Source organism: Nocardioides pyridinolyticus (assembly GCF_054653575.1).
On sequence record NZ_BAAIFY010000012.1, the window covers coordinates 1 to 24,459 of the forward strand.

Below are 24,459 nucleotides of genomic sequence, written 5' to 3' on the forward strand. Positions count from 1 at the left end.
TCTCCGTCCCGGACCGTCGCGGGCCCGGCGGCGGGGCAACCTGCAAAAACTTACCGGCTTCGTTCCGCTCCGTCAACTTCGCGTTGATCGGGGCCTCGTGGAGCTGGTGCCGGGCGCGCGACAACTCCCGTCGGTTGGCCTTGCGGCCCGAGGAGGGAGTCGCTCACCGCGACGAGAAGAACGTTAGCAGTGGTCCGGTCAGGAGCCAAAATCGGGTGGGGTGCTAGCCCGGAGCGGGGCGGCCGGGCGGTACACGGACACCGTCCGCTCCCCCGTCGACCAGAACCGCCAGGGCCGCTCAGCGGCGGCCCGCAGGCCCACGCGGGGACCGGTCGAGACGTGGTCGGGCGGCGTACCGGGCGTCAGCGTGATCGGCCCCCGGGCCAGGTCCGTGCCGTCGTGGTCCAACCGGATGCCGAGGGCGTTGCACAGGCGGGCCGGGCCGCGCGCCAGGTCGCGGTCGGAGGAGCCGAGCCGGCGTTCGCGCGCAATCTCGATGCCGTCGACGATCTCTCCGGCGCGCAGCAGGACGGCGCTCGCGGTCCCTTCCTCGCCGCAGACGACGTTGCAGCAGACGTGCATCCCGTAGGTGAAGTAGCAGTAGAGGTGGCCGGCCGGGCCGAACATCGTCGCGTTGCGCTTGGTCCTCCCGCGGAAGGCGTGGGAGCCCGGGTCGTGCGCGCCGTCGTACGCCTCCACCTCGGTGAGGCGGACGGCGACGTCGCCGTGCCGGAGGATCGCACCCAGCAGCAGCGGGGCGACCTCCAGCACGGGGCCGGCGAGGAGACGGCTGAGGTCAGGCGAGCCGGGCACGGTGTCCGTCGACGCGGGCGGTGAGCTCGGCGAGCTGCTCGCGGACCCGGACGGGCGCGGTGCCGCCGCGGCCGTCGCGGGAGGCGACCGAGCCCTCGACGGTGAGCACCTCACGGACGCCGGGCGTCAGCGCCGGGGAGATCTCGGCGAACTGCTCGTCGGTCAGCTGGTCGAGCTCGATGCCGAGCTCCTCGCAGCGGCGCACGCACGCGCCGGCCAGCTCGTGGGCGATGCGGAACGGGACACCCTCGCGGACGAGCCACTCGGCGATGTCGGTCGCGAGCGAGAAGCCCTGCGGCGCGAGCTCGCCCATCCGCGCGGTGTCGAAGGTGAGCGTGGCGACCATGCCGGTGAACGCCGGGAGCAGCACCTCGAGGGTGTCGACGGAGTCGAAGACCGGCTCCTTGTCCTCCTGGAGATCGCGGTTGTACGCGAGCGGGAGCGCCTTGAGCGTGGCGAGCAGGCCCGCGAGGTTGCCGATCAGGCGACCGGCCTTCCCGCGCGCGAGCTCGGCGATGTCGGGGTTCTTCTTCTGCGGCATGATGCTCGACCCCGTCGACCAGGAGTCGTGCAGCGTCACGAACCCGAACTCGCGGGTCGACCAGAGGATGACCTCCTCCGCGATCCGGCTGACGTCCACGCCGATCTGGGCGGCGACGAAGGCGAACTCGGCGACGAAGTCGCGGGACGCCGTGCCGTCGATGGAGTTCGCGCTCGAGCCCGTGAACCCGAGCTCTTCGGCGACCCCCTCCGGGTCGAGGCCGAGGCTGGAGCCGGCGAGGGCACCGGAGCCGTACGGCGAGTCGGCGGCCACTCGCGCGTCCCAGTCCTCCAGCCGGTCGACGTCGCGCAGCAGCGCCCAGCAGTGCGCCTGGAGGTGGTGTGCGAGCAGGACCGGCTGGGCGTGCTGGAGGTGGGTGCGGCCGGGCATGATCGCGTCGCCGGCTTCGCGGGCCTGGCCGGCGAGCGCCTCGACGAGGTCGAGCACCTGGTCGGCGACGATCGCGGCGTGGTCGCGCAGGAACACCTTGAACAGCGTGGCGATCTGGTCGTTGCGGCTCCGGCCGGCGCGGATCCGGCCGCCCACGTCGGCGCCGACCTCCTCGACCAGCAGCCGCTCGAGCGCGCCGTGCACGTCCTCGTCGGTCGGGTCCGGGACGAGCTCGCCGGCGGCGTACCGCTCCCCCAGCGCCTCCAGGCCGCGCAGCAGCTCGGCGTGGTCCGCGTCGGTGAGCAGGCCGGCGCTGTGCAGGGCGTTGGCGTGGGCGCGCGAGCCCGCGAGGTCGTAGGGCGTCAGCCGCCAGTCGAAGTGGGTCGATCGCGAGAGCTCGTCGAGCTCGGGCGAGGGGCCGCCCGCGAAGCGACCGCCCCACAGCTTGCCGGTGTTGGTGCTCACTGCTGTCCTCTCACGGCGGTGATGGCGCTGGTCATGATGTCAGGCAGGCCCGGCGGCCGGACCGGGACGCCGTCAAGCGCCGCGGGCCGCCACCAACCCGCGCCGAGGACGGTGCCGACCTCCTCCGGCTCGAGTCCCTCGAAGCTGATCTCGACGGTCCGGTCCAGCGGCACCGCGAAGTAGGTGTGGTCGCCGACGTAGTCGACGCCGGCCCAGGAGTAGGCCTGGTGGTCCTGGAAGACCGGGCCGATCAGGGCGGCGGCGTCCGTCCTGATCCCCGCCTCCTCCCACAGCTCCCGGACCGCGGCCGCCCGCAGGGACTCGTGCGGCTCGGCGGCGCCACCGATGCTCGACCAGTAGGGCACACCCGGGTAGGCGGGGTCCTGCTCCTCCAGGAGCAGGACCGCACCGTCCGGGCTGACCGGCAGCACACGCGCGGTCGCGCGAGGGGTCGGAGCCATCAGTCGGTGCCGAACTCCATCGCGGCGTGGTCGAGCGCGATCTCGTCCTCGGTCTTCGCGGCCGGGTTCGCGGCGATCCGGTCGGCGCCTCCGGCCTCCAGCTCGCCGTAGAGCGTGCCGTGCTCGACGAGCACCTGGCCCTGGTCGAGCGGCTGCGCGGCGTACTGCTCGAGCTTGGCACGCGAGTCGGCGATGTCCAGGTTGCGCATGGTCAGCTGGCCGATCCGGTCCAGCGGGCCGAAGGCGGCGTTCTCGGTGCGCTCCATCGAGAGCTTGTCGGGGTGGTAGGAGAACGCCGGGCCCTCGGTGCGCAGGATCGTGTAGTCCTCGCCGCGCCGCAGCCGCAGCGTGACCTCGCCGGTGACCAGGGAGGCGATCCAGCGCTGGATCGACTCGCGCAGCATCAGCGCCTGCGGGTCCAGCCAGCGGCCCTGGTAGAGCAGGACGCCGAGCCGGCGGCCCTCCGCGTGGTAGCTGGCGATGGTGTCCTCGTTGTGGATCGCGTTGAGCAGCCGCTCGTACGCCGCCCACAGCAGCGCCATGCCCGGCGCCTCGTAGATGCCGCGGGACTTGGCCTCGATGATCCGGTTCTCGATCTGGTCGGACATGCCCAGGCCGTGCCGGCCGCCGATGGCGTTGGCCTCGTGGACCAGCGCGACCGGGTCGCTGAACGTCTGGCCGTTGATGGAGACCGGGCGCCCCTCGCGGAACGCGATGGTGACGTCCTCGGTCGCGATCTCCACGGCCGGGTCCCAGAACTTCACGCCCATGATCGGCTCGACGGTCTCCAGCGAGACGTCGAGGTGCTCGAGGGTCTTGGCCTCGTGGGTGGCGCCCCAGATGTTCGCGTCGGTGGAGTACGCCTTCTCCTGGGAGTCGCGGTAGGGCAGGTCGTGCTCGGTGAGCCACTGGCTCATCTCGGCGCGGCCGCCGAGCTCGGTGACGAAGTCGTGGTCGAGCCACGGCTTGTAGATGCGCAGGTCGGGGTTCGCGAGCAGGCCGTAGCGGTAGAACCGCTCGATGTCGTTGCCCTTGAACGTCGACCCGTCGCCCCAGATGTCCACGCCGTCCTCGTGCATGGCGCGGACCAGCATGGTGCCGGTCACCGCGCGGCCGAGCGGCGTGGTGTTGAAGTACGCGCGACCGCCGGAGCGGATGTGGAAGGCGCCGCACGCCATCGCGGCGAGGCCCTCCTCGACCAGCTGGCGGCGGCAGTCGACGGCGCGGGCGATCTCGGCGCCGTACTGCTGCGCGCGGTCGGGTACGCCGGAGATGTCGGGCTCGTCGTACTGGCCGATGTCGGCGGTGTAGGTGCACGGGATCGCGCCCTTGTCGCGCATCCACGCCACGGCCACCGAGGTGTCCAGCCCTCCCGAGAACGCGATGCCGACGCGTTCGCCGACGGGGAGGGACGTCAGGACCTTGCTCACTGGGGTTCTTCCTTCGTGTTCGTGTGGTGGGAGTCGGCCAGGGCGAGGAACCGCCGGGCGAGGTCGTCGCCGCCCATCGGCTCGCGGCCGATCACCAGGACCGTGTCGTCCCCGGCGATGGTGCCGAGGATCTCGGGGAACTCTGCCTTGTCGAAGGCGGAGGCGAGGAACTGGGCGGCGCCCGGCGGGGTCCGCAGCACGACCAGGTTGGCGCTGGCGTCGGCGCTCACGAGGAGCTCCCCGCACAGCCGGGCCAGCCGGGCCTGGGCGGCGGCCGTCTCGACGGGCGCCGCCGGTCGTCGGTCGCCGCCCTCGGCGGGCACGGCGTAGATGAGGGCGCCCGAGGGCGCGCGGACCTTGATGGCGTCGAGCTCGACCAGGTCGCGCGAGAGCGTGGCCTGGGTGACCCGCATGTCGCTCTCGGCGAGCAGCTCGGCCAGGTCGGACTGGGAGCGCACCTCGCGGTGGGTGACCAGCTCGACGATGCGCTGGTGGCGGGCGCTCTTGGTGCCGGGTCGCTGCACGGTGTTCATCGGTGCGCCTCCTCCAGCAAGAACGTGAGGATCGCCTTCTGGGCGTGCCGACGGTTCTCGGCCTCGTCCCAGACCACGCTCTGGATGCCGTCGATGACCTCGGCGTCGACCTCCTTGCCGCGGTAGGCCGGCAGGCAGTGCAGCGCGATCGCGTCGGGCTTCGCTCGGTCGAAGAGGGAGGACGTCAGCGCGAACGGCCCGAACACCTGCTCGCGCGAAGCGGCCTCCTCCTCCTTGCCCATCGAGACCCAGGTATCCGTGACGACCACGTCGGCGCCGGCGACGGCGGCGACCGGGTCCGAGCCGACGCTGGCCGAGCCACCAGTCCTGGCGGCGATCGCGGCCGCGCGCTCGACCATATCGGTCTCGGGCAGGTAGTCCGCCGGGGAGGCGATCCGGACGTGCATGCCGGCGGTCGCCCCGGCGAGCAGCCAGGAGTTGCCCATGTTGGAGGCGCCGTCGCCGACGAAGGTCGCGGTCAGGCCGGCGAGCTGCGGCTTGTGCTCCCGGATCGTGAGCAGGTCGGCGAGCAGCTGGCAGGGGTGGAAGTCGTCGGTCAGCGCGTTGACCACCGGTACGCCGGCGTGCTCAGCCATCTCCTCGAGCCGCGCCTGCGCGTAGGTGCGCCACACGATCATCGAGGCCTGCCGCCCGAGCACGCGGGCCACGTCGTGGACCGACTCCCGGACGCCGATGCCGGCGAGCGCGCCGTCGACGAGCATCGGGAACCCTCCGAGCTCGGCGATGCCGGCGGCGAACGACGCCTGGGTGCGCAGCGTCTGCTTGTCGAAGATCATCGCGACGGTCTTCGGCCCGGCGAGGGGCTTGGCGTCGTACGGTGCACGCTTGAGCTCGGCGGCCAGGTCGAGGACCCGCGCCTGCTCCTCGGGCGTGAGGTCGTCGTCGGCGAGGAAGTGCCGGATCCCGGGGGCGCTCATCAGAAGGCCTCGTCGAGGATCGCGGGCCAGGCGGCCAGGAACGCGTTGGCGTCGTCCTCGGTGAGGACGAGGGGCGGCGCGAGGCGGATCCGCCTCGGCGTCGCGTTGTTGACGATGAAGCCGGCCTGCTGCGCGGCGGCGACGACCTCGGCGGCCTTGTCCTCGGCCAGGTCGAGCCCGATCAGCAGGCCCTCTCCCCTGACCTCGGTCACCCGGGGGTCTGCGGCGAGCCCGTCGCGGAGCTTCTGGCCCAGCACGGTGACGTGCTCGAGCAGGTCCTCGTCCTCGATGGCGCCGATCACGGCGAGGGCGGCCGCGCAGGCGACCGGGTTGCCGCCGAACGTCGTGCCGTGGTTGCCGGGCTGGAGCAGCTCGCCCGCGGCACCGATCCCGATGCAGGCGCCGATCGGGAAGCCGCCGCCGAGGCCCTTGGCCAGCGTGACCAGGTCGGGCCTGACCCCGGTGTGCGCGAACCACTGCCCGGTGCGGCCCATGCCGCACTGGACCTCGTCGAACCACAGCAGCGCGCCGTGGTCGTCCGCGACCGCCCGGGCGGCCGCGAGATAGCCCTCGGGCGCCACGTTGACGCCGGCCTCGCCCTGGATCGGCTCGAGCAGGATCGCCGCGGTCTGGTCGGTCACGGCGGCGGCGAGCGCCTCGGCGTCCCCGAACGGGACGAAGGTGACATGGCCCGGGAGCGGCTCGAACGGAGCGCGGTAGGCCTCCTTCGAGGTCAGCGCCAGGGCGCCCATGGTCCGGCCGTGGAAGGAGTCCTCGGCGACCACGACGTGGGTGCGCCCGGTACGCCGGGTGAGCTTGAACGCGGCCTCGTTGGCCTCGGTCCCGGAGTTGGTGAAGAACACCTTGCCGCCGCCGGCTCCGGCGCCGAGCAGGTCGAGCAGCTTCTCCGCCAGCTCGACCTGGGGCTCGGAGGTGAAGAAGTTCGAGACGTGGCCGAGGGTCTGCAGCTGGTGGGTGACGGCCTCGACCAGCGCCGGGTGGCCGTGGCCGAGCGCGTTGACCGCGATGCCACCGAGCAGGTCGACGTACTCCTTGCCGTCGGCGTCCCACACGTGCGCTCCGGCGCCGCGGGTCAGCACGAGCTTCGGGGGCCCGAAGGTGTTCATGAGGGAGGCGGCGTACCGCTCGTGGAGATCGCTCGCTGCGTTCACTGGGAGTCCCTCGCCTTCCGGGTCTTCGTCTCGACGCCGGGGAGCACCTGGGTGCCGACGCCCTCGTTGGTGAAGAGCTCGAGCAGCACGGCGTGCGGCTCGCGGCCGTCGACGACCGTGGCGCGCGGGACGCCCTGCTCGACGGCCTGGAGGCAGGCGCCCATCTTCGGGATCATCCCGGAGGCCAGCGTGGGCAGGATCTCCGCGAGCGCCTCGGGGCTGATCTCGCCGATGACGTCGTCGGAGTTGCCCCAGTCCAGGAACAGGCCCTCGACGTCGGTGAGCACGAGCAGCTTCTCCGCACCGAGGGCGACCGCGAGGGCCGCGGCGGCGGAGTCGGCGTTGACGTTGTGCACGCGCCCGTGGACGTCGGGGGCGACGCTGGACACGACCGGGATCCGGCCGGCCTCGATCAGGTCGAGGACGGACTCGGGGCGGACGTCGGTCACCTCGCCGACCAGACCGAGGTCGACCTCCTCGCCGTCGACCACGGTGCCGGTGGTCGTGGCGGTGAACAGGCCGGCGTCCTCGCCGGAGCACCCGACCGCCAGGGGGCCGTGCTCGTTGATGAGCCCGACGAGCTCGCGCTGGACCTGGCCGACCAGGACCATCCGGACGACGTCCATCGCCTCGGGCGTGGTGACCCGGAGGCCGCCGCGGAACTCGGACTCGATGCCGAGCCGGTCGAGCATCGTGGAGATCTGCGGGCCGCCGCCGTGGACGACGACCGGCTTGAAGCCAGCGAACCGCAGGAACGCGATGTCCTCGGCGAACGCCTGCTTGAGCGTGTCGTCGGTCATGGCGTTGCCGCCGTACTTCACCACGACGATCTTGCCGTGGTAGCGCTTCAGCCACGGCAGCGCGGCCGCGAGCGTGCGGGCCTTCGCCGGGTCGGGCTTGGACGGGTCGTGGTGGGTGTGCTCGATCGTCATGAGGAGTAGGCGCTGTTCTCGTGGACGTAGGCGTGGGTGAGGTCGTTGGTCCAGATGGTCGCCCGCTCGGACCCGGCTTTGAGGTCGATGGTCACGCTGACCTCGCGCGGCTTGAGGTCGACGGTCGCGGGGTCGGCGTGCGGCGTCGACTGCTTGCAGACCCACACGCCGTTCATCGCCACGTCGAGGTCGGCCGGGTCGAACTGGGCGTCGGTGGTGCCGATGCTGGCCAGGACGCGGCCCCAGTTCGGGTCGTTGCCGAAGACCGCCGCCTTGAAGAGGTTCGACCGGGCGACGCTGCGGCCGACCTGGACCGCCTCGTCCTCGGTCGCCGCGTTGAGCACGGTGATCGCGATCTCGTGGTCGGCGCCCTCGGCGTCCTTGAGCAGCTGCATCGCCAGGTCCGTGCAGGCCTGGGTGAGCGCCGCGGTGAAGTCGTCGAGCGACGGGGTGATGCCGCTGGCGCCGCTGGCCATCACCGTCACGGTGTCGTTGGTCGACATGCAGCCGTCGGAGTCGAGCCGGTCGAAGCTGACCCGGGTCGCCGCCCGCAGGGCCGTGTCGAGGTCGGCGGCCGGGACGACGGCGTCGGTGGTCAGCACGACCAGCATGGTCGCGAGCTGCGGCGCGAGCATGCCCGCGCCCTTGGCCATGCCCCCGATGCTCCAGCCGGCGCCCTCGACGACGACCTGCTTGCTCACCGAGTCGGTGGTCATGATCGCGTGCGCCGCGTCGTCTCCCCCGTCGGCGCTGAGGGCGTCGTACGCCGCCCGGGCTCCGGCGAGGACCTGGCTGCGGTCGTTGGTGAGACCGATGAGGCCGGTCGAGCACACCACGACGTCGATCGCGCCGATGCCGAGCTGGCCGGCGACGGACTCGGCGACCGCGTGGGTGGTCTGGAAGCCCTCCGGGCCGGTGTAGCAGTTGGCGCCGCCGGAGTTCAGGAACACCGCCTTCACGGTGCCGTCCTTGACGACCTCCTGGCTCCAGAGGACGGGGTTGGCCTTGCAGCGGTTGGCGGTGAAGACGCTGGCGGAGTCGAAGGTCGGACCGTCGTTGACGACGAGGGCGACGTCCTTGGCTCCGGTGGACTTCAGGCCGGCGGCGACGCCGGCGGCCCGGAAGCCCTTGGGGGTGGTGGTGCTCATTACGGGGCTACTCCTACGGTCGAGAGGCCCAGCCCTTCGTCGAGGCCGAGCGCGAGGTTCATGCACTGGACGGCAGCGCCGGCGGTGCCCTTGGACAGGTTGTCCACGGCACCGACGGCGACCATTCGTCGTGCGTCCTCGTCGACCGTCACCTGGAGGTGGACGGCGTTGGAGCCGGTGACCGACTTCGTCTGGGGCCACTGGCCCTGCGGGAGCAGGTGGATGAACGGCTCGTCGGCGTAGGCCTTGGCGTAGACCTCGTAGGCGTCGTCGGCGGTCACGCCGTCGCGGACGTTCGCCGTGCAGGTCGCGAGGATGCCGCGCGGCATCGGGACCAGCAGCGGGGTGAAGCTCACCCGGACGGTGCCGGCCGGATCGCCCAGCAGCTGCGAGAGGTTCTGGGTGATCTCGGGGGTGTGCCGGTGGACGCCGCCGACGCCGTAGGCGCTGGCGTTGCCCATGATCTCGCTGCCGAGCAGGTGCGGCTTGGCCGCCTTGCCCGCGCCCGAGGTGCCGGAGGCGGCGACGACGGTGACGTCGGGCTCGACGATGCCCGCGGCGACGGCCGGGGCGAGCGAGAGCGTGGAGACGGTCGGGTAGCAGCCGGGGACCGCGATCCGCGTGGCCGTCCGGAGGATCTCGCGCTGGCCCGGGAGCTCGGGGAGGCCGTAGGGCCAGGTGCCGGCGTGGTCGCCGCCGTAGAACTTCGTCCACGCGGCGCTGTCGGCGAGCCGGAAGTCGGCGCCGCAGTCGATGACGACGGTGCTGGGGTCGGCGTCGCCCAACTGGGCGGCGATCGCCCCCGACTCCCCGTGCGGGAGCGCGAGGAAGACCACATCGTGCCCCCGGAGGGTTTCGAGAGAGGTCTCGTCGAGCACCCTGTCCGCGAGGGGCACGAGGTGCGGCTGCAGGGCCCCGAGCGGCTGGCCCGCGTTGGACGCCCCGGTGAGGGCGCCGATCTCGACGTCGGGGTGGCCGAGGAGCAGGCGCAGGAGCTCACCTCCGGCGTACCCACTGGCTCCGGCGACGGCGATCCTGGTCGACATGTGCATGACTATACATTGCCGTGCATGAGCATGTGACTCGTTTCCCGCGTGTCGGGCCTCACCCGACGGTCCCGACGCTGGCGCGGCTCCCCTCCGATGGGCGACCGGCGGCGCCTGTCGGAGCCGGCGGTCGCCCTTTCGGCGCAATTGCGCGGTTTGGACGACTCCGGCGTGGCTCGGGCTGCCCTTGCGGCGCAATTGCGACGCTTGGGCGCTGGCGGCGCGGCCCGGCGGCGAGGCGGTCGCCCCGCACCTCCGCGGGCCGCCCGTGCCCCGGCGACCACCTGACCGGCCACGGACCCGTCAGGCCCGCTGGACGGCTCCGATCCGTTCGGCGGCGAGCGCGACGGCTGCGTCGCGGGCGGCCGCGGTCTCCTCCTCGGTCAGCGTCCGGTCGGGGGCGCGGAACCGCAGCGCGAAGGCCAGCGACTTGTGGCCGTCGGTCACCTGGTCGCCGGTGTAGACGTCGAAGAGCCGGATCGACTCCAGGAGCTCACCGGCGCCCTCGCGCAGCGCCGCCTCGACCTCGGCCGCGGCCACCGTGTCGGCGACGACGAGCGCGACGTCCTCCTTGGCGAGCGGGTAGGTCGAGAAGTCGGGCCCGGGCGTGACGTCGCGGGCGTGCCGCATCAGCAGGTCGAGGTCGATCTCGACCGCCGCGCTGCGGGCGGGGAGGCCGAACGCCTGGCAGACCTTCGGGTGCAGCTCGCCGGCGTGGCCGAGCTCGGCGTCCCCGACGACGAGCCGGGCACACCGGCCGGGGTGCCACGGCGCCCGGGTCGCGGCGGCCACCTCGACCTCGACCCCGAGCTCGGTGCCGAGGCGACGGACCAGGCCGATCGCGTCCGACCAGCCGGCGTCGCGGCCAGCGCCCCACCAGCCGGCGCGCTCGCGCTCGCCCGCGAGGACGATCGCCAGGTGCAGCGGCTGGTCGGGGATCGCGGCGAACAGCTTCTCGAGCTCGTCGTCGCTCGGGCGCCAGTCGACACCGAAGATCGGCGCGGGGCCGCGGTCGGTCGGGAAGGCCACGCTGCCGGTCTCGAACAGCGACACCGCGGTCGCGCCGCGGGCGACGTTGCGGGCGCCGGCCTTGAGCAGCCCGGGCAGCAGCGTCGTGGTGTACGACGGCTCCTCGCTGGAGAGCGGGTTCGCGAGCCGGACCGTGACGCGGCGGCTGTCGTCGGCCGGCAGGCCGAGCGCGTCGAACGCGGCGTCGCCGACGAACGGGAAGCTCACGACCTCCACGCAGCCCGCGCCCGCGAGGGTGCGTCCCACGCGGCGGCGCAGTCGCTGCTCACGGGTCAGGCCGCGGCCGGCGGCCTCGCGCGGCAGGACCGACGGCACCTGGTCGTAGCCGACGATCCGGGCGACCTCCTCGACCAGGTCGAAGGGGTCGGTCAGGTCGGGGCGCCACGGCGGCGGGACGTAGCCGGCGTCGGTGACCGAGCAGCCGACCGCCAGCAGGTTGGCCTCGGCGGTCTCGGCGGGGATGTCGATGCCGGTGATGCGCGCCGGCAGGTCCAGCGGCATCGCGACGGCCGCCGGCAGGGGGCTCTCCCCCACGACCGTGACGCCGGGGTCGGCCTCGCCACCGCCGTACGTCGTCAGCAGCTCGACCACGCGGTCGGCGGCTGCGGGAGTGATCGTCGGGTCGACACCGCGCTCGTTGCGCTTGCCGGCCTCCGAGCTGATCTTGTGGCGCTTGCCGGTGCGGAACATCGAGGTCGCGTCCCAGTGGGCCGCCTCGACCAGGATGTCGGTGGTGGTCTCCGACATCTCAGTGGTCTCGCCGCCCATGACGCCGCCGAGGCCGATGATTCCGGAGTCGTCGGTGACCACGAGGTCCTCGGGCGAGAGTGCCCGGTCGGTGCCGTCGAGCGTCGTGAGGCGCTCGCCCGCGCGGGCGCGGCGCACCCGGATCGTGCCCTGGAGCTTGTCGGCGTCGTAGCCGTGGATCGGCCGGCCGGTCTCGAGCATCACGTAGTTGGTGACGTCGACGGCCAGCGAGATCGGACGCATGCCGGACTGGGTGAGGCGGCGCGCCATCCAGTCCGGGGTGGCCGCGGTGGGGTCGAAGCCGGTGACCTGGCGGGCCACGAACACGGGGCAGCCGGCCGGGTCGTCGATCTCGACCGGGTAGCCGGCGTCGTTCGGCTCGGGGACGGCGCGCTCCGCCGGGTCGCGGTACGGCGCGTCGTAGGCCAGCGCCGCCTCCCGGGCGACGCCGCGCAGCGAGAGCGCGTAGGCGCGGTCGGGGTTGATCTCGAACTCGATGACCTCCTCGCGGAGGCCGAGCACGTCGAAGGCGTCGTCGCCGGGCTCGCCGGCGTCGGCGGGCAGCACGATGATGCCGTCGTGGTCCTCGCCGAGGCCGAGCTCGCGGGCCGAGCAGATCATGCCCGCGGAGACGTGGCCGTAGGTCTTGCGCGCGGAGATCGCGAAGTTCCCGGGCAACACGCCGCCCGGGAGGATCACGACGACCAGGTCGCCCGGCGCGAAGTTGTGGGCGCCGCAGACGATGCCCTGGGGCTCGCCGGTGCCGTTGGCGTCGCCGACGTCGACGGTGCACCAGTTGATGGTCTTGCCGTTCTTCTGCGGCTCGGGCTCCATCGTGAGCACGCGGCCGACGACCAGCGGGCCGGTGATGTCCGCGCCGGCGCGCTCGATGGCCTCGAGCTTGAGCCCGAGCGCGGTCAGCCGCTGGGCGAGGTCCTCGGTGGTCGTGCCGTCCGGCAGGTCGACGTACTCACGGATCCAGGAGACAGGGGTCTTCACAGGTCACTTCCGAATGCGGTGGTGAAGCGGATGTCGCCCTCGAAGAGCTCGCGCAGGTCCTCGATGCCCTGGCGGAACATCAGGGTCCGGTCGATGCCCATGCCGAACGCGAAGCCGGTGTAGCGCTGGGCGTCGACGCCGCACGCGGTGAGGACGCGCGGGTTCACGACGCCGCAGCCGCCCCACTCGATCCAGCCCTCGCCGCGGCAGGTGCGGCAGGTCGCGCCGTCGAGCACGCCGGCGCCCCGGCATACGAAGCAGACCAGGTCGACCTCGGCGCTGGGCTCGGTGAACGGGAAGTACGACGGGCGGAAGCGCGTGCTGATGCCCTCGCCGAACATCTGGGCGGCGAAGTGGTCGAGCGTGCCCTTCAGGTGCGCCATCGTGATGCCCTCGTCGATGGCCAGGCCCTCGACCTGGTGGAACATCGGGCTGTGCGTGGCGTCGTACTCGTCGGTGCGGAACACGCGGCCCGGGCAGACGACGTAGATCGGCGGCGTGCGGGTGAGCATGGTGCGCGCCTGGACCGGGCTCGTGTGCGTCCGCAGCACGAGGTGGTCCTCGGGCGGGTCGGTCCAGAAGGTGTCCTGCATGGTGCGGGCGGGGTGGTCCGGACCCAGGTTGAGCGCGTCGAAGTTGAGCCACTCGGCCTCGATGACCGGACCCTCGGCGACCTCCCAGCCCATCGCGACGAAGATGTCGGCGATCAGCTCGGAGCCGGTCGTCAGCGGGTGCCGGGCACCGGTGGGCACGCGGTCGGTCGGGAGCGTGACGTCGACGGTCTCCTCGACGAGCATGCGCTCCTCGTGCTCGGCCTCCAGCACCTCCTGGCGCGCGGCGAGCGCCTGGTTGACCGCGCCGCGGGCCTGGCCGATGCGCTGGCCGGCCTCCTTGCGGGCCTGGGGCGGCAGCGCGCCGATCTCGCGGTTCGCGAGCGCCAGCGGCGAGCGGTCGCCGGCGTGCTCGAGGCGGACCTGCTTCAGCTCGGCGAGGTCGCCGGCGCCGGCGATCGCGGCCAGGGCAGCGTCGCGGGCGGCCGCGACCTGCTCGGCCTCGAGCGGCGTGACCTGCACGGGGTCGTAGTCGGTGTTGGGGCCTGACACGGGGACGAGTCTAGGAAGCCTGGCGGTGGCGGCGCGAACCGGTTCACCATCGTCGGCTGTGAGCAGCTCGCCCGGAGAGCCGGATCGCGCCTCCGAGCGGCTGACAACGGACCCGGAGCACCAGCTCCCGAGGGGTCGATGCCCTGGAGTACAGACCGGATCCATCACCAGCGGCGACCCGCCACGCCAGGTCGCCCGGGCCAGGGTGAGGGTCGCGGTGGGCGCTGGTGGTGCCGATGAGCTTCGTGCTGGTCGCGACGGTCAGGGCCCAGGAGGGCCGGCTGTACCACTCCCCGCCTCGAGCTCGGATGCGGGCAGCGTCACCGTCAGCCGGGCTCCCCCGCCGTCGGCGCCGCCGACCGTGACGGTCCCGCCTTGCGCGTCGACCAGGCCGTTCACCAGGTAGAGACCGAGACCGGAGCCGCCGCTGTGGCCGGACTTCCAGAACTTCGTGAAGACCCGCCTCCGCAGGTCCGGGGCGATGCCGTCGCCCTCGTCCTCGACGACCAGCTGCAACCCGGGCGCGACCGGCGCGAGCGTGAGCCGGACCGTGCCCGACCCGTGCCGGACCGCGTTCTCGACCAGGTTGGTCACGACCTGCACGAACTTGTCCGGGTCGACCGTGATCTGGGGCAGGGGCCCGGTCACCTCGACCAGGATCGGACGGCTGGTGCTCGCCCCGACCGACTCGACCACCCGGCGTACGAGCACCTCGGCGTCGACCGGGCGCGGGTGCATCTGGAGGCGGCCGGTGTCGATGCGCGCGACGTCGAGCAGCTCGGCGATCAACCGGCTGAGCCGGTCCGCGTCGGCGCTGACGGTGGTGAGCATCAGCCGCTTCTGCTCGTCGTTGAGCTTGTCCCACCGCGCGAGCAGGGCCTGCACGAAGCCCTTCACCCCGGTCAGGGGCGAGCGCAGCTCGTGCGCGACGGTGGCGACCAGGTCGGAGCGCTCGCGGTCGAGCCGGGCCCGACCGCGGCCGGAGCGGATGCTGACCGCGACCTGGTCGACCGGCTGGTCGAGTGCCGGGCGGTGCAGCCGGGCGACCACGAGAACCTCGGTGCCGTCGGGCAGCAGCCAGGACTGCTCGGGCACGGCCGTGCGTGTCGCGAGCCCCTCGTAGGGGCAGTTGGTCGAGCACCAGTCGCGGCCGTCGATGTCCCGGAGCGCGAGCACGTCGGCCAGCGGCCGGCCGACGGCGTCCTCGACGCCGAGGATCCGGGCGGCCACGGTGTTGATCGCGGTGACGGTGCCGCCGGGGCCGGCGATGACGGCGCCGTCCGCGAGTGCGTCCAGGCCGTCCACGCGGATCACCCTAGCGGCGGTGGACGCGGGCGGAGGCGTAGAGGCAGAGCGCGGCGGCGGTGGAGAGGTTGAGGCTCTCGGCGCGGCCGTGGATCGGGATGCGGACCCGGTGGTCGGCGAGGTCGGCGAGCTCGGGTGGGAGGCCCCACGCCTCGTTGCCGAACAGCCACGCGGTGGGCGCGGCGAGCAGGTCGTCGACGTGGTCGAGGTCGACCTCACCGTCGCCGTCGGCGGCCAGCACCTGCAGGCCCGCGGCCTGGAGCGTGCGTACAGCGGTGGCCGGGTCGGGCTCGAGCACGACCGGGAGGTGGAACAGGCTGCCGACGCTGGCGCGGACCGTCTTGGGGTTGTACGGGTCGACCGAGTGGCCGGCCAGCACGACGGCGTCGGCGCCGGCCGCGTCGGCGCAGCGGATGACCGTGCCGGCGTTGCCGGGGTCGCGGACGTCGGCGCAGAGGGCGACGAGCCGCGGCGCGGGCGGCACCTCGCCGTCCAGGAACCGGCAGACCGCGACCACACCCGCGGGGTTCACGCTGTCGCTGAGCGACGCGAGCGCGCGCTCGTCGACGAGGGTCCAGGCCGGGGCGGCGTCCGCCAGGTCGGCGTACTGCTCGGTCGCGGCGGGGGTCGCGAAGACCTCGACCACGCAGTCCTGTCCCGAACCCAGGACGGCCTCGAGGGCGCCCTCGACGGCCTTCGGGCCGTCGGCAAGGAAGAGCCGCCGCTCGGAGCGTTCCGAGCGGCGGCTGAGCTTCCGGCTCTCCTTGACGCGGGCGTTGCCCGCGGTCAGTGGAGTGTTCAGGCCGAGGCCTCGGCCTTGGGCGCGTTGACGTCCTCGGGCAGGGCGGCCTTGGCGGTCTCGACGAGCGCGTTGAACGCGGCGATGTCGTTGACGGCCAGGTCGGCGAGGATCTTGCGGTCGACCTCGACACCGGCCAGGCTCAGGCCCTGGATGAACCGGTTGTAGGTCAGGCCCTGCGCACGCGCGGCGGCGTTGATGCGCTGGATCCAGAGGCGACGGAAGTTGCCCTTGTTCTTGCGGCGGTCGTTGTAGCTGTAGACCAGGGAGTGGGTGACCTGCTCCTTGGCCTTGCGGTAGAGCCGCGAGCGCTGGCCGCGGTAACCGCTGGCGCGCTCGAGGACGACCCGGCGCTTCTTCTGGGCGTTCACTGCCCGCTTGACGCGTGCCACTGTCTTACTCCTTGTTGCTTGTCACAGATGGGGGTGCGGGCGAGGGTCAGAGACCCAGCATCTTCTTCGCGCGCGGGACGTCGGCCTTGGCCACCTCGACCGTGCCGGTCATCCGGCGGGTCACCTTAGAGGGCTTCTTCTCCAGGTTGTGACGCTTGCCGGCCTTCTCGCGCAGGATCTTGCCCGAGCCGGTCACGCGGAAGCGCTTGCTCGCACCGGAGTGCGTCTTGTTCTTCGGCATCTTGATATCTCTCTGTCTCGTCCTGCTGCGACCACGGCAGGGGCGACTCCCGGTCATCCCCCACCGCGTCGGTGTGGTCTCAGGCCTCGATCTCAGGGTCGAGGTTCTCGGAGCGGCGGCGCTCCTTCTTCTGGGCGACGGGCCCAGCCGCGTGCGCGGCGTCCCGCTCGGCCTGCTCGCTGGCCACGGCCGCGGCGCGCTCGGCGGCCTTGGCCTCCTTCTCGGCCTGCTGGTCGACCTTGGCGTCGGCCTTCTTCTTGTGGGGGCCGAGCACCATGATCATGTTGCGGCCGTCCTGCTTGGGGGCCGACTCGACGAAGCCCAGGTCCGTCACGTCCTCGGCGAGCCGCTGGAGCAGCCGGAAGCCCAGCTCGGGCCGGTGCTGCTCACGACCGCGGAACATGATCGTGATCTTGACCTTGTCGCCGGCGCGCAGGAACCGGACGACGTGACCCTTCTTGGTCTCGTAGTCGTGCGCGTCGATCTTCGGACGAAGCTTCATCTCCTTGATGATCACGTTCGTCTGGTTGCGACGTGCCTCACGGGCCTTCTGCGCGTTCTCGTACTTGAACTTGCCGTAGTCCATGAGCTTGCAGACGGGCGGCTTGCCCTGCGGCGCGATCTCGACGAGGTCGAGGTCCGCCTCCTGGGCCAGCTTGAGGGCCTGCTCCGTGGGGACGATGCCCACGGTCTCCCCGTTGGGTCCAACAAGCCGGACCTCGGGAACCCGGATCCGCTCGTTGATACGCAGCTCGGTGCTGATGTGTCCTCCTGGTGGCAATGTGGCCGGACTCCTGGTGCGGATCCGGCTCCCCCGAGGGCTCCGGAACGACAAAAGGCTTCCGCTGACAGAGCAAGCGGAAGCCAGTCCGACGTCTCCCCCCCACGGGGGCACGCCACCTAGGGAGGCTCTCTCGTGCACAGCGTGTGTGCACAGGCGTGCGAGCCTCTCCAAACCGGAACCCGACGACCTGTGGTGCAGGGCGGTCGATGCGGGTGGGAGGCATCGTGCTCGCCTCCGCTTGCGGATCTGCTCCGGCACGGGTGCCGGAACTGATCGGTCAACGCTAGAGACTAGCCGAAGATTCCCCGTCAGCCGAATCGTCAGCCGAATCGTCAGCCGAATCGTCAGCCGAATCGTCAGCGCGGTCCTCCGGCCGGATCCAGGCGGCCTGGTCCCCCACCCGGACGAGCGTCCAGCCGGCCGCGAGGCGTTCGAGGTCCTCCCCCTCGACCACGAACCGCACCGGTCCGGCCACGTCGACGACCAGCGCCGCCGCGCCGTCCTGGAGCGCCGAGCGGGCGGCGAGCGCGGTCGTCGCGGGCACGGGACGGCCCTCGGGGTTCCACGCCGTGAGCGTGGCCGTGCCGGTGAAGGCGAGCAGCGCCAGGCGGCCGTCGGCGCCCTGGAGGAGCACGGTCGCCATGTCGCTCGACTTGTCGTGGGCGAGCCCCTGCTCGTCGTACTCCACCTCGCCGAGGACGGCCACGACCGGTACGAGGAGCCGACTGTGCGCGAGCACGGCCAGGGCCTCGGCGTACGTCGCCCGCCCGGAGGCCCAGGCGGCGAGCACCTCGGCCAGGGCGGCCGGGGCGGAGCCGTCGTCGCCGGCGTACCCCGGGTCGGGGATGACGCGGTTCTCGCCGGGCTCGATCACGGCCCCATTGTCGCGGTGTCGTCGCACTCCCGGCCAATCGGGCGTGTGGGACTCTGGAGGGGTGGACGACGCAGCCTGGGCAGCCCTGACGCTCAGCCTCACCGTGCTGGGCGGGATCTGGACGTGGATCTCGTTCCGGCGCCGCGGGCTGGTCGCCGGCGCGCGCGCCCTCGGGTTCACGCTGCTGCCGCTCGCGACGTACCTGACCAAGACCCTGCAGATGTTCACCGAGATCGGGCAGGCGATCGGGAGCTGGGCGACCCGTCTGGTGTTCAGCCCGGTCGTGTGGGCCGGCTTCCTGCTCGGCGGCGCGGGGATCGTGCTCATCGTCGGGTCCGGCATGGTGCGCTCGCGCCGGCTCCGGACCGCGCCGGAAGGGTCCGCCCGGGAGCTCCCGCGGGGCGAGGGCGTCGGCAGCCGCCCGGCCATCGGCACCGACTCCGAGGAGGACGAGATCGAGGCCATCCTGCGCAAACGGGGCATTCGTTGAGCTCGAGCACGTCCGTGGACCGCAACCACCTGTGGTCCCGCCTGAACGACGCCGTCGCGAAGCAGGGCGTGCCGCTGCCGACCCCGGTCTTCGTGGTCGACCTCGACGCGTTCGACGCCAACGCCGACGACCTCGTGCGCCGCGCGCACGGCAAGCCGGTCCGGGTCGCGTCCAAGTCGCTGCGGGTGCCCGCGTTGATCGAGCGGGCGCTCGCCCACCCCGGCTTCGCGGGGGTCCTCGGCTTCACCCTGCGTGAGGCGCTGTGGCTGCACGAGCAGCGGATCTGCGACGACATCGTGATCGCCTACCCGACCGTCGACCGCGGGGCGCTCGCCGACCTGCTCGCCTCACCCGAGGCAGCGGCGGCGATCACGCTCATGGTCGACTCGGTCGCCCATCTCGACGTCGTCGACTCCGTGCGGTTCGGGCCCGACGTCGAGGTCCGCGTCGCCGTCGACGTCGACGCTGGCCTCCAGGTCGGCGGCAGGCACGTCGGCCCGAAGCGCTCGCCCCTGCTCGACACCGGCGACGTGCTCGCGCTCGCGCGGGAGATCGACCGTCGCCCGGGTTTCCGGCTGGTCGGCGCGATGACCTACGAGGGCCAGGTCGCCGGCCTCCAGGACGCGGTCCCGACCGCGCGGGCGAGGTCCGCCATCCTGCGCCGGGTCAAGGCGCTGTCGGTGACCCAGCTGCGGGTGCGCCGCCGGCAGGTCGCCGCTGCGCTGGCGACCGTGGCCGAGCTCGAGTTCTGGAACGGCGGCGGCTCGGGCTCGGTCGAGTCGACCGCCTCGGACCCGGTGGTCACCGAGGTCGCCGCCGGGTCGGGGCTGCTCGTGCCGACGCTGTTCGACCACTACCGCTCCTTCGACCCGCGACCGGCGTCGTACTTCGGCCTGCCGGTCACGCGGAAGCCGACGCCGGAGATGGCGACCGTGCACGGTGGCGGGCTGGTGGCCTCCGGCCCCATCGGTCCCGACCGGCTCCCGACGCCGTGGGCCCCGGTCGGCCTCCACCTCACCGGCCTGGAGGGCGCCGGCGAGGTGCAGACCCCGCTGACCGGTCCGTCGGCGGCGAAGCTCGAGATCGGCGACCTGGTGTGGTTCCGCTCCGGCAAGTCCGGCGAGGTCATCGAGCACGCGACGACCGTGCACCTGCTCGCGGGCGACGCGTTCGAGGCGTCGGTCCCGAGCTACCGCGGCTGTGGTCAGTCCTTCTGACGCCTCCCGGGTGCTCGAGCTCGCGGGCTCGCGGCCCCCGACGCTCGGCACCGGACGACTGATCTGTGTCGACGGGCCGTCGGGATCGGGCAAGACCACGCTGGCCGAGGCGCTGGAGGCGCCCGTGGTGCACATGGACGAGCTGATCGAGGGCTGGTCGGGGCTCCGCACCGTCGACGCCCAGCTGGAGGGGCTGCTGCGCCCGCTCGCGGCCGGCGAGCCGGGTCGCTACCGTCGCTACGACTGGCACGCCGGGGCGTACGCCGAGGTGGTGACCGTGGCGCCCGCACCGCTGCTGGTGCTCGAGGGCGTGGGCGCGGGGTCGCTCGTCGTCGCCGACCTGATGACCACGCTGGTCTGGATCGAGGCGCCGCTGGACGTGCGGATGGCGCGCGGGATCGAGCGGGACGGCGAGGCGTTCGCGCCGCACTGGGAGGCATGGGCGGCCGAGGAGGTCGAGCACTTCGCCCGGCACGGGACGCGCGAGCGGGCGGACCTCCTGCTGCGGTCCTAGGGTTCGGCCCGCGATCCGGATCGCGCCCTTAGGGTGCTCCCATGCTTCCCCCGTCCGGCGACCAGTTCGAGATCAGCGCAGGTGGCTACCGCGCCGTCGTCACCGAGAGCGGGGGCGCCCTGCGGGTGCTCGAGCACGACGGCGTACCGCTGGTGGACGGGTTCGCCGAGGACGAGATGGCGCCGGGCGGGCGCGGCCAGTTGCTGGTGCCGTGGCGGCCCAACCGGATCCGCGACGGCGCCTACTCCTTCGACGGCCGCGACCTCCAGCTGCCGCTGACCGAGCCGTCGCTGCACAACGCCTCGCACGGCCTCGCCCGGTGGGCGGCCTGGTCGCTGGAGGAGCACACGGCCGCCTCGGTGGCGCTGACCTACCGGCTGATGGCGCAGACCGGCTACCCGTGGACGCTCGACCTGCGGGTCGTCTACGACCTCTCGGCCGACGGCCTGACCGTCACGCAGTCGGCGACGAACCTGGCCGGCTCCCCCGCGCCGTACGCGAGCGGGGCGCATCCGTACCTCTCCGTCGGCGCCGGTACGGTCGACGGGTGGGAGCTCACGCTGCCCGCGTCGACGCGGTCGCTGGTCGATGAGCGGCTGCTGCCGATGGGCCGGGAGTCGGTGGAGGGCACGGACTTCGACTTCCGGATCGCCCGGCCGGTCAGGTCGGTGGGCTTCAACGACGCGTTCACCGACCTGGTCCGGGACGACGACGGCGTCGCGACCGTGCTGCTGAGCTCGCCGGAGGACGGCCGCTCGGTCGCGCTGTGGGTCGACGAGCACCACGGCTGGCTCCAGGTGTTCAGCGCCGACGACGTGCCCGGGACCGCCCGGCGGTCGCTGGCGGTGGAGCCGATGACCGCGCAGGCCGACGCGTTCCGCTCCGGCGAGGACCTGGTCGCGATCGCGCCGGGCGACGACTTCGCCGCCTCCTGGGGCATCCGCGTGGCGGGCTAGGGCGTGTCTCCTAAGTTGCGAGCCAGATGGTGATGGCGCGTAGTACGACGGCACCTCGGTAGGTCGTGGCGAGCTTGTCGTAGCGGGTGGCGATGCCTCGCCATTGCTTGTGGTCGTTGAAGGATCGCTCGATCACGTTGCGGCCCTTGTACGCCTCCGCGTCGAGTGCCGGCGGCCTGCCGCCGGCCGAGCCGCGTCGCTTGCGATGCGCGATCTGGTCTGAGGGCTGCGGGATCACGGCCTTGATCCCACGGCTGCGTAGCGCGGCGCGGTTTCCCCGCGAGGAGTAGGCCTTGTCCCCGATGACCGCGGCCGGGCGAGTGCGCGGTCGACCGCGACCGATCCGGTCCACGGCGAGCTGGGCCAGCAGCGGCTGCAGCATCGTGGAGTCGCCGGCCTGACCGGCGGTGAGAGCGATGGCGAGCGGGCGGCCGTGGCCATCAACGAGCTGGTGGATCTTGGTCGACAACCCTCCGCGGGAGCGTCCGATCGCATGGTCGAGCGGCTCGACCCCCGGAACCAGATTCTTGTAGTTCGACTCAGCCCCCTGTGCGGGCCGCGGCTCGCGCGGCACGTGCCGCCCGAGAGTCACCGACCGGCTGCTCGACACGCCGCGCGTTGGTGGCGTGCTGGTGAGCGCGGTTGATCGTGGAATCCACGCTGACCATCCAGTCGATCTCGCCCGCCGCATCGGCCTCGGCCAACAGGCGAGCGTGGATCTTGTCCCACGTGCCGTCGGTCGAGAACCGGTGGTGTCGCTTCCAGATCGTCTGCCACGGACCGAACGAGGCCGGCAGATCACGCCACGCGATCCCCGTGCGGAAGCGGTAGATCACGCCCTCGACCACCTGGCGGTGGTCACGAAACGGCCGCGACTTCACCCCATCCGAAGACGGCATCAACGACGCGATCCGCTCCCACTGAGCATCGCTAAGGACCCGTTCACGAGACATGCACTCACCAAATCAGCTAATCACCGCTGAACTAGGGAGACACGCCCTAGTCCCCCCGGGACCGCCGCGCGGTCCGGTAGGCGGGCTCGCGCAGGCGGGTGACCCAGGAGTACTGGCGCAGGCCCGGCACCTGGTTCAGGACCGGGTCGAAGTCGATGCGGGCGTCGCTGGGCCGGCCGAGGTAGAGCGTGCCGAACTCGTGCCACGGCCGCGCCGGGTGGGACCACGACAGGCGGTACTCGTCCGGGCCGACGCTGTCGGCGCCCAGCACGATCGGCCCGCTGTCCCCGGCGTACGGCAGCAGCGTCGTCAGCGGTCTTCCGTCGGGCTGCCGGCTCGCGGTCAGGACGTGCCGGGTGACGCGGCCGGCGCCCGTGCTCGCGAGGAGCACGTCGGCGGGGCCGTTCTCGCCGTGCACGCGCAGCGCCAGCCCGTGGATGTCCGGGAGCCGGTCGGGCAGGCCGATCGCCCGGGAGAGCCGGACCTCGACCGGGTCCTCCCCCGGCTCGTCGAGCCACGCGACGCCGCTGCGGGGGCCGCGCCCGTGCCGCTCGAGCCGGCCGACCCGGACCTCCCCGTCGGGGTGCAGCGGCTTGGCGGCCGGCCGCAGCGCCGCGAGGGCTCCCGCGGCGGTGGCCAGGACACGTCCGCCGGCGCCGGCGACCACGGTGAGTGCGCTCATGGGTCCCGGGTACCCGGTGCGGTCCCGGTCGAACGTCGGGGTGGTGGCGTGGTGGGCTGGGGTGGGTCGCCGCCGATTCATCAGCTGATTCATCAGCCGATTCATCACGGTAGGTGGGCGAATCGTCACTCCCCTGCCTGGGCATGGCGAGGGGAGTGCGGACTCACCTGCCTACCGTGATGAATCGGCACGGGCGGCGACGAGCCACAGCGGAGCCTCAGGCCGACCGGGCCGCCACGACCGCACGCAGCTCGCGCGCGGACTGCTTGGCCCGCGAGCCGTCGGAGCCCTGGATGCCCATGGCGGCCACGGTCGAGCCGTCGGCGAGGTCGAGGGTGACCCAGGGGGCGCCCGGCGGCAGGTGCACCCCGACCACCTGGGCGTAGTCGTACTTCCGCCTGCGGTATCCGTTGACCACGACCAGCCGCTCGGGCTCGGCGACCACACGGGAGCGCATGAGCGCGAACCCGAGCAAGGCGCCGACCAGGGCGATCGCGAGGACCGTGCCGCGCTGGAGCCAGCCGAACCGGGCCTGGGTCTCCGCGTCGAAGCCCAGCCAGGTCACGACGACGATCAGCGCCAGGCCCAGGCCGAGCACCGTCCCGGCCATGCGGACGCCGAACGGGCGCCACGTGTGCGGGAGCGTCACGGGATCAGAGGCGGCAGGCATGGATGTCCGTCACCAGGATGCCGCGGGCGCCGATGTCGAAGAGCTCGTCCATCAGCCGCTGGGCGCCGGCGCGCGGCACCATCGCGCGCACCGCCGACCAGCCCTCGCGATGGAGCGGGGCCACGGTCGGGCTCTCGATGCCCGGCGTGAGGCGGACGGCGTCGGCCACGCGGTCGGTCGGGATGTCGTAGTCCATCATCACGTAGCTGCGCGCCACGAGGACGCCCTCGAGGCGACGCTTGAAGACCTCGAAGCCGTCCGGGACCGCGCCGCTGCGGGTGACCAGCACCGCCTCGGAGTCGAGGATCGTCTCGCCGAAGGTCTCCAGCCCGGCCTGGCGCAGCGTGCCGCCCGTCTCGACGACGTCGGCGATCACATCGGCGACGCCGAGCTGGATGCTCGTCTCGACCGCGCCGTCGAGGCGGGTGACGGTCGCGTCGATGCCGCGCTCCTCGAGGAAGGCCCGGACCACGCCGACGTAGGACGTCGCGATGCGGAGCCCCGTGAGCTGCGACAGGTCGGTGTAGACGCCGCTGGGACCGGCGAAGCGGAACCGGCTGCGGCCGAAGCCGAGGCCCATCACCTCGTCGGCCTTGGCGCCGGAGTCGGTGAGCAGGTCGCGGCCGGTGATGCCGACGTCGAGGGTGCCCTCGCCGACGTACAGCGCGATGTCGCGCGGGCGCAGGTAGAAGAACTCGACGCCGTTCTCGGTGTCGATCAGCGTGAGCTGCTTGGAGTCCTCGCGCTGCCGGTAGCCGGCCTCGCGGAGGATCTCGGAGGCCGAGAGGGAGAGCGAGCCCTTGTTCGGGACCGCGATGCGGAGCAGTGCCATCTG

General features: G+C 72.6%; 25 protein-coding genes and 1 pseudogene. 4 read left to right on the forward strand and 22 right to left on the reverse strand.

Annotation, left to right across the window (positions count from 1 at the left end; translation table 11 throughout):
- Nucleotides 1-198: 198 nt before the first annotated feature.
- The 18 genes from ACYQ0U_RS11990 to ACYQ0U_RS12075 all read right to left on the reverse strand — a co-directional run bounded on the left by ACYQ0U_RS11990 (nt 199) and on the right by ACYQ0U_RS12075 (nt 18,142).
- Nucleotides 199-813 (reverse strand): DNA-3-methyladenine glycosylase, encoded by a 615-nt coding sequence (locus ACYQ0U_RS11990; protein ID WP_459973091.1) that lies wholly within the window; start codon nt 811-813, stop codon nt 199-201.
- Nucleotides 797-2,209: an argininosuccinate lyase gene (gene argH / locus ACYQ0U_RS11995; protein WP_459973093.1), complete on the reverse strand. Its 1,413-nt coding sequence runs from the start codon at nt 2,207-2,209 to the stop codon at nt 797-799. Before argH ends, ACYQ0U_RS11990 begins: the two co-directional genes overlap by 17 nt.
- The gene (locus ACYQ0U_RS12000) at nt 2,206-2,670 is read right to left on the reverse strand and encodes an NUDIX hydrolase (RefSeq protein WP_459973096.1); all 465 of its coding nucleotides are present in this window, start codon (nt 2,668-2,670) and stop codon (nt 2,206-2,208) included. Before ACYQ0U_RS12000 ends, argH begins: the two co-directional genes overlap by 4 nt.
- A complete protein-coding gene (gene argG / locus ACYQ0U_RS12005; protein ID WP_459973099.1) occupies nt 2,670-4,100 on the reverse strand; it encodes an argininosuccinate synthase in 1,431 nt (476 codons plus the stop codon). The genes ACYQ0U_RS12000 and argG overlap by 1 nt, the downstream gene beginning before the upstream one ends.
- On the reverse strand, nt 4,097-4,633 hold the full coding sequence (locus tag ACYQ0U_RS12010; protein WP_459973101.1) for an arginine repressor: 537 nt from the start codon (nt 4,631-4,633) through the stop codon (nt 4,097-4,099). The genes argG and ACYQ0U_RS12010 overlap by 4 nt, the downstream gene beginning before the upstream one ends.
- Complete coding sequence (gene argF, locus ACYQ0U_RS12015) at nt 4,630-5,571, reverse strand: ornithine carbamoyltransferase (RefSeq protein WP_459973103.1); 942 nt, start codon at nt 5,569-5,571, stop codon at nt 4,630-4,632. The genes ACYQ0U_RS12010 and argF overlap by 4 nt, the downstream gene beginning before the upstream one ends.
- Entirely contained in the window at nt 5,571-6,743 is a 1,173-nt protein-coding gene (locus tag ACYQ0U_RS12020; RefSeq protein ID WP_459973105.1) for an acetylornithine transaminase, read from the reverse strand. The genes argF and ACYQ0U_RS12020 overlap by 1 nt, the downstream gene beginning before the upstream one ends.
- Nucleotides 6,740-7,675 (reverse strand): acetylglutamate kinase, encoded by a 936-nt coding sequence (gene argB / locus ACYQ0U_RS12025; RefSeq protein ID WP_459973107.1) that lies wholly within the window; start codon nt 7,673-7,675, stop codon nt 6,740-6,742. The genes ACYQ0U_RS12020 and argB overlap by 4 nt, the downstream gene beginning before the upstream one ends.
- A complete protein-coding gene (gene argJ, locus ACYQ0U_RS12030) occupies nt 7,672-8,823 on the reverse strand; it encodes a bifunctional glutamate N-acetyltransferase/amino-acid acetyltransferase ArgJ (protein WP_459973109.1) in 1,152 nt (383 codons plus the stop codon). Before argJ ends, argB begins: the two co-directional genes overlap by 4 nt.
- Complete coding sequence (gene argC / locus ACYQ0U_RS12035) at nt 8,823-9,875, reverse strand: N-acetyl-gamma-glutamyl-phosphate reductase (protein ID WP_459973111.1); 1,053 nt, start codon at nt 9,873-9,875, stop codon at nt 8,823-8,825. The genes argJ and argC overlap by 1 nt, the downstream gene beginning before the upstream one ends.
- 297 nt (nt 9,876-10,172) lie before the next feature.
- A complete protein-coding gene (pheT, locus tag ACYQ0U_RS12040) occupies nt 10,173-12,644 on the reverse strand; it encodes a phenylalanine--tRNA ligase subunit beta (protein ID WP_459973113.1) in 2,472 nt (823 codons plus the stop codon).
- A complete protein-coding gene (gene pheS, locus ACYQ0U_RS12045; protein WP_459973115.1) occupies nt 12,641-13,747 on the reverse strand; it encodes a phenylalanine--tRNA ligase subunit alpha in 1,107 nt (368 codons plus the stop codon). Before pheS ends, pheT begins: the two co-directional genes overlap by 4 nt.
- Nucleotides 13,748-14,008: 261 nt before the next feature.
- A complete protein-coding gene (locus ACYQ0U_RS12050; protein ID WP_459973118.1) occupies nt 14,009-15,052 on the reverse strand; it encodes a sensor histidine kinase in 1,044 nt (347 codons plus the stop codon).
- Nucleotides 15,053-15,062: 10 nt separating this feature from the next.
- A complete protein-coding gene (locus ACYQ0U_RS12055) occupies nt 15,063-15,854 on the reverse strand; it encodes a TrmH family RNA methyltransferase (RefSeq protein ID WP_459973323.1) in 792 nt (263 codons plus the stop codon).
- Nucleotides 15,851-16,243 (reverse strand): 50S ribosomal protein L20, encoded by a 393-nt coding sequence (rplT, locus tag ACYQ0U_RS12060; protein ID WP_459973120.1) that lies wholly within the window; start codon nt 16,241-16,243, stop codon nt 15,851-15,853. Before rplT ends, ACYQ0U_RS12055 begins: the two co-directional genes overlap by 4 nt.
- Nucleotides 16,244-16,289: 46 nt before the next feature.
- Nucleotides 16,290-16,484 carry a 50S ribosomal protein L35 gene (gene rpmI / locus ACYQ0U_RS12065; RefSeq protein WP_028636711.1) on the reverse strand — a complete coding sequence of 65 codons (195 nt, stop codon included), beginning with the start codon at nt 16,482-16,484 and terminating at the stop codon, nt 16,290-16,292.
- A 79-nt stretch (nt 16,485-16,563) separates the two neighbouring features.
- Nucleotides 16,564-17,289 (reverse strand): translation initiation factor IF-3, encoded by a 726-nt coding sequence (gene infC / locus ACYQ0U_RS12070; protein WP_459973325.1) that lies wholly within the window; start codon nt 17,287-17,289, stop codon nt 16,564-16,566.
- A 262-nt stretch (nt 17,290-17,551) separates the two neighbouring features.
- Nucleotides 17,552-18,142, reverse strand: a complete 591-nt coding sequence (locus ACYQ0U_RS12075; protein WP_459973123.1) for an SseB family protein — start codon at nt 18,140-18,142, stop codon at nt 17,552-17,554.
- A 61-nt stretch (nt 18,143-18,203) separates the two neighbouring features.
- On the opposite strand from ACYQ0U_RS12075, the gene ACYQ0U_RS12080 reads away from it, so the two are divergent.
- The 4 genes from ACYQ0U_RS12080 to ACYQ0U_RS12095 are packed head-to-tail and all read left to right on the forward strand — an operon-like array spanning nt 18,204 to nt 21,319.
- Nucleotides 18,204-18,632 carry a hypothetical protein gene (locus ACYQ0U_RS12080; protein WP_459973125.1) on the forward strand — a complete coding sequence of 143 codons (429 nt, stop codon included), beginning with the start codon at nt 18,204-18,206 and terminating at the stop codon, nt 18,630-18,632.
- Nucleotides 18,629-19,849 carry an amino acid deaminase/aldolase gene (locus tag ACYQ0U_RS12085; RefSeq protein WP_459973127.1) on the forward strand — a complete coding sequence of 407 codons (1,221 nt, stop codon included), beginning with the start codon at nt 18,629-18,631 and terminating at the stop codon, nt 19,847-19,849. Before ACYQ0U_RS12080 ends, ACYQ0U_RS12085 begins: the two co-directional genes overlap by 4 nt.
- Before the next feature lie 10 nt (nt 19,850-19,859).
- Nucleotides 19,860-20,363, forward strand: coding sequence for a uridine kinase family protein (locus ACYQ0U_RS12090; RefSeq protein ID WP_459973129.1), 504 nt, complete (start codon nt 19,860-19,862; stop codon nt 20,361-20,363).
- A 41-nt stretch (nt 20,364-20,404) separates the two neighbouring features.
- On the forward strand, nt 20,405-21,319 hold the full coding sequence (locus ACYQ0U_RS12095; RefSeq protein WP_459973131.1) for an aldose 1-epimerase family protein: 915 nt from the start codon (nt 20,405-20,407) through the stop codon (nt 21,317-21,319).
- Nucleotides 21,320-21,329: 10 nt separating this feature from the next.
- Here the strand turns inward: ACYQ0U_RS12095 and ACYQ0U_RS12100 are convergent.
- The 4 genes and pseudogenes from ACYQ0U_RS12100 to hisG form a co-directional block, all read right to left on the reverse strand.
- A pseudogene (locus tag ACYQ0U_RS12100) lies at nt 21,330-22,272 on the reverse strand (IS5 family transposase).
- 46 nt (nt 22,273-22,318) lie between these two features.
- Nucleotides 22,319-22,954: a hypothetical protein gene (locus ACYQ0U_RS12105; RefSeq protein WP_459973133.1), complete on the reverse strand. Its 636-nt coding sequence runs from the start codon at nt 22,952-22,954 to the stop codon at nt 22,319-22,321.
- A gap of 217 nt (nt 22,955-23,171) precedes the next feature.
- The gene (locus ACYQ0U_RS12110; RefSeq protein ID WP_459973135.1) at nt 23,172-23,603 is read right to left on the reverse strand and encodes a PH domain-containing protein; all 432 of its coding nucleotides are present in this window, start codon (nt 23,601-23,603) and stop codon (nt 23,172-23,174) included.
- Between the two features lie 4 nt (nt 23,604-23,607).
- A complete protein-coding gene (hisG, locus tag ACYQ0U_RS12115) occupies nt 23,608-24,456 on the reverse strand; it encodes an ATP phosphoribosyltransferase (RefSeq protein ID WP_459973137.1) in 849 nt (282 codons plus the stop codon).
- Between the last annotated feature and the right edge of the window lie 3 nt (nt 24,457-24,459).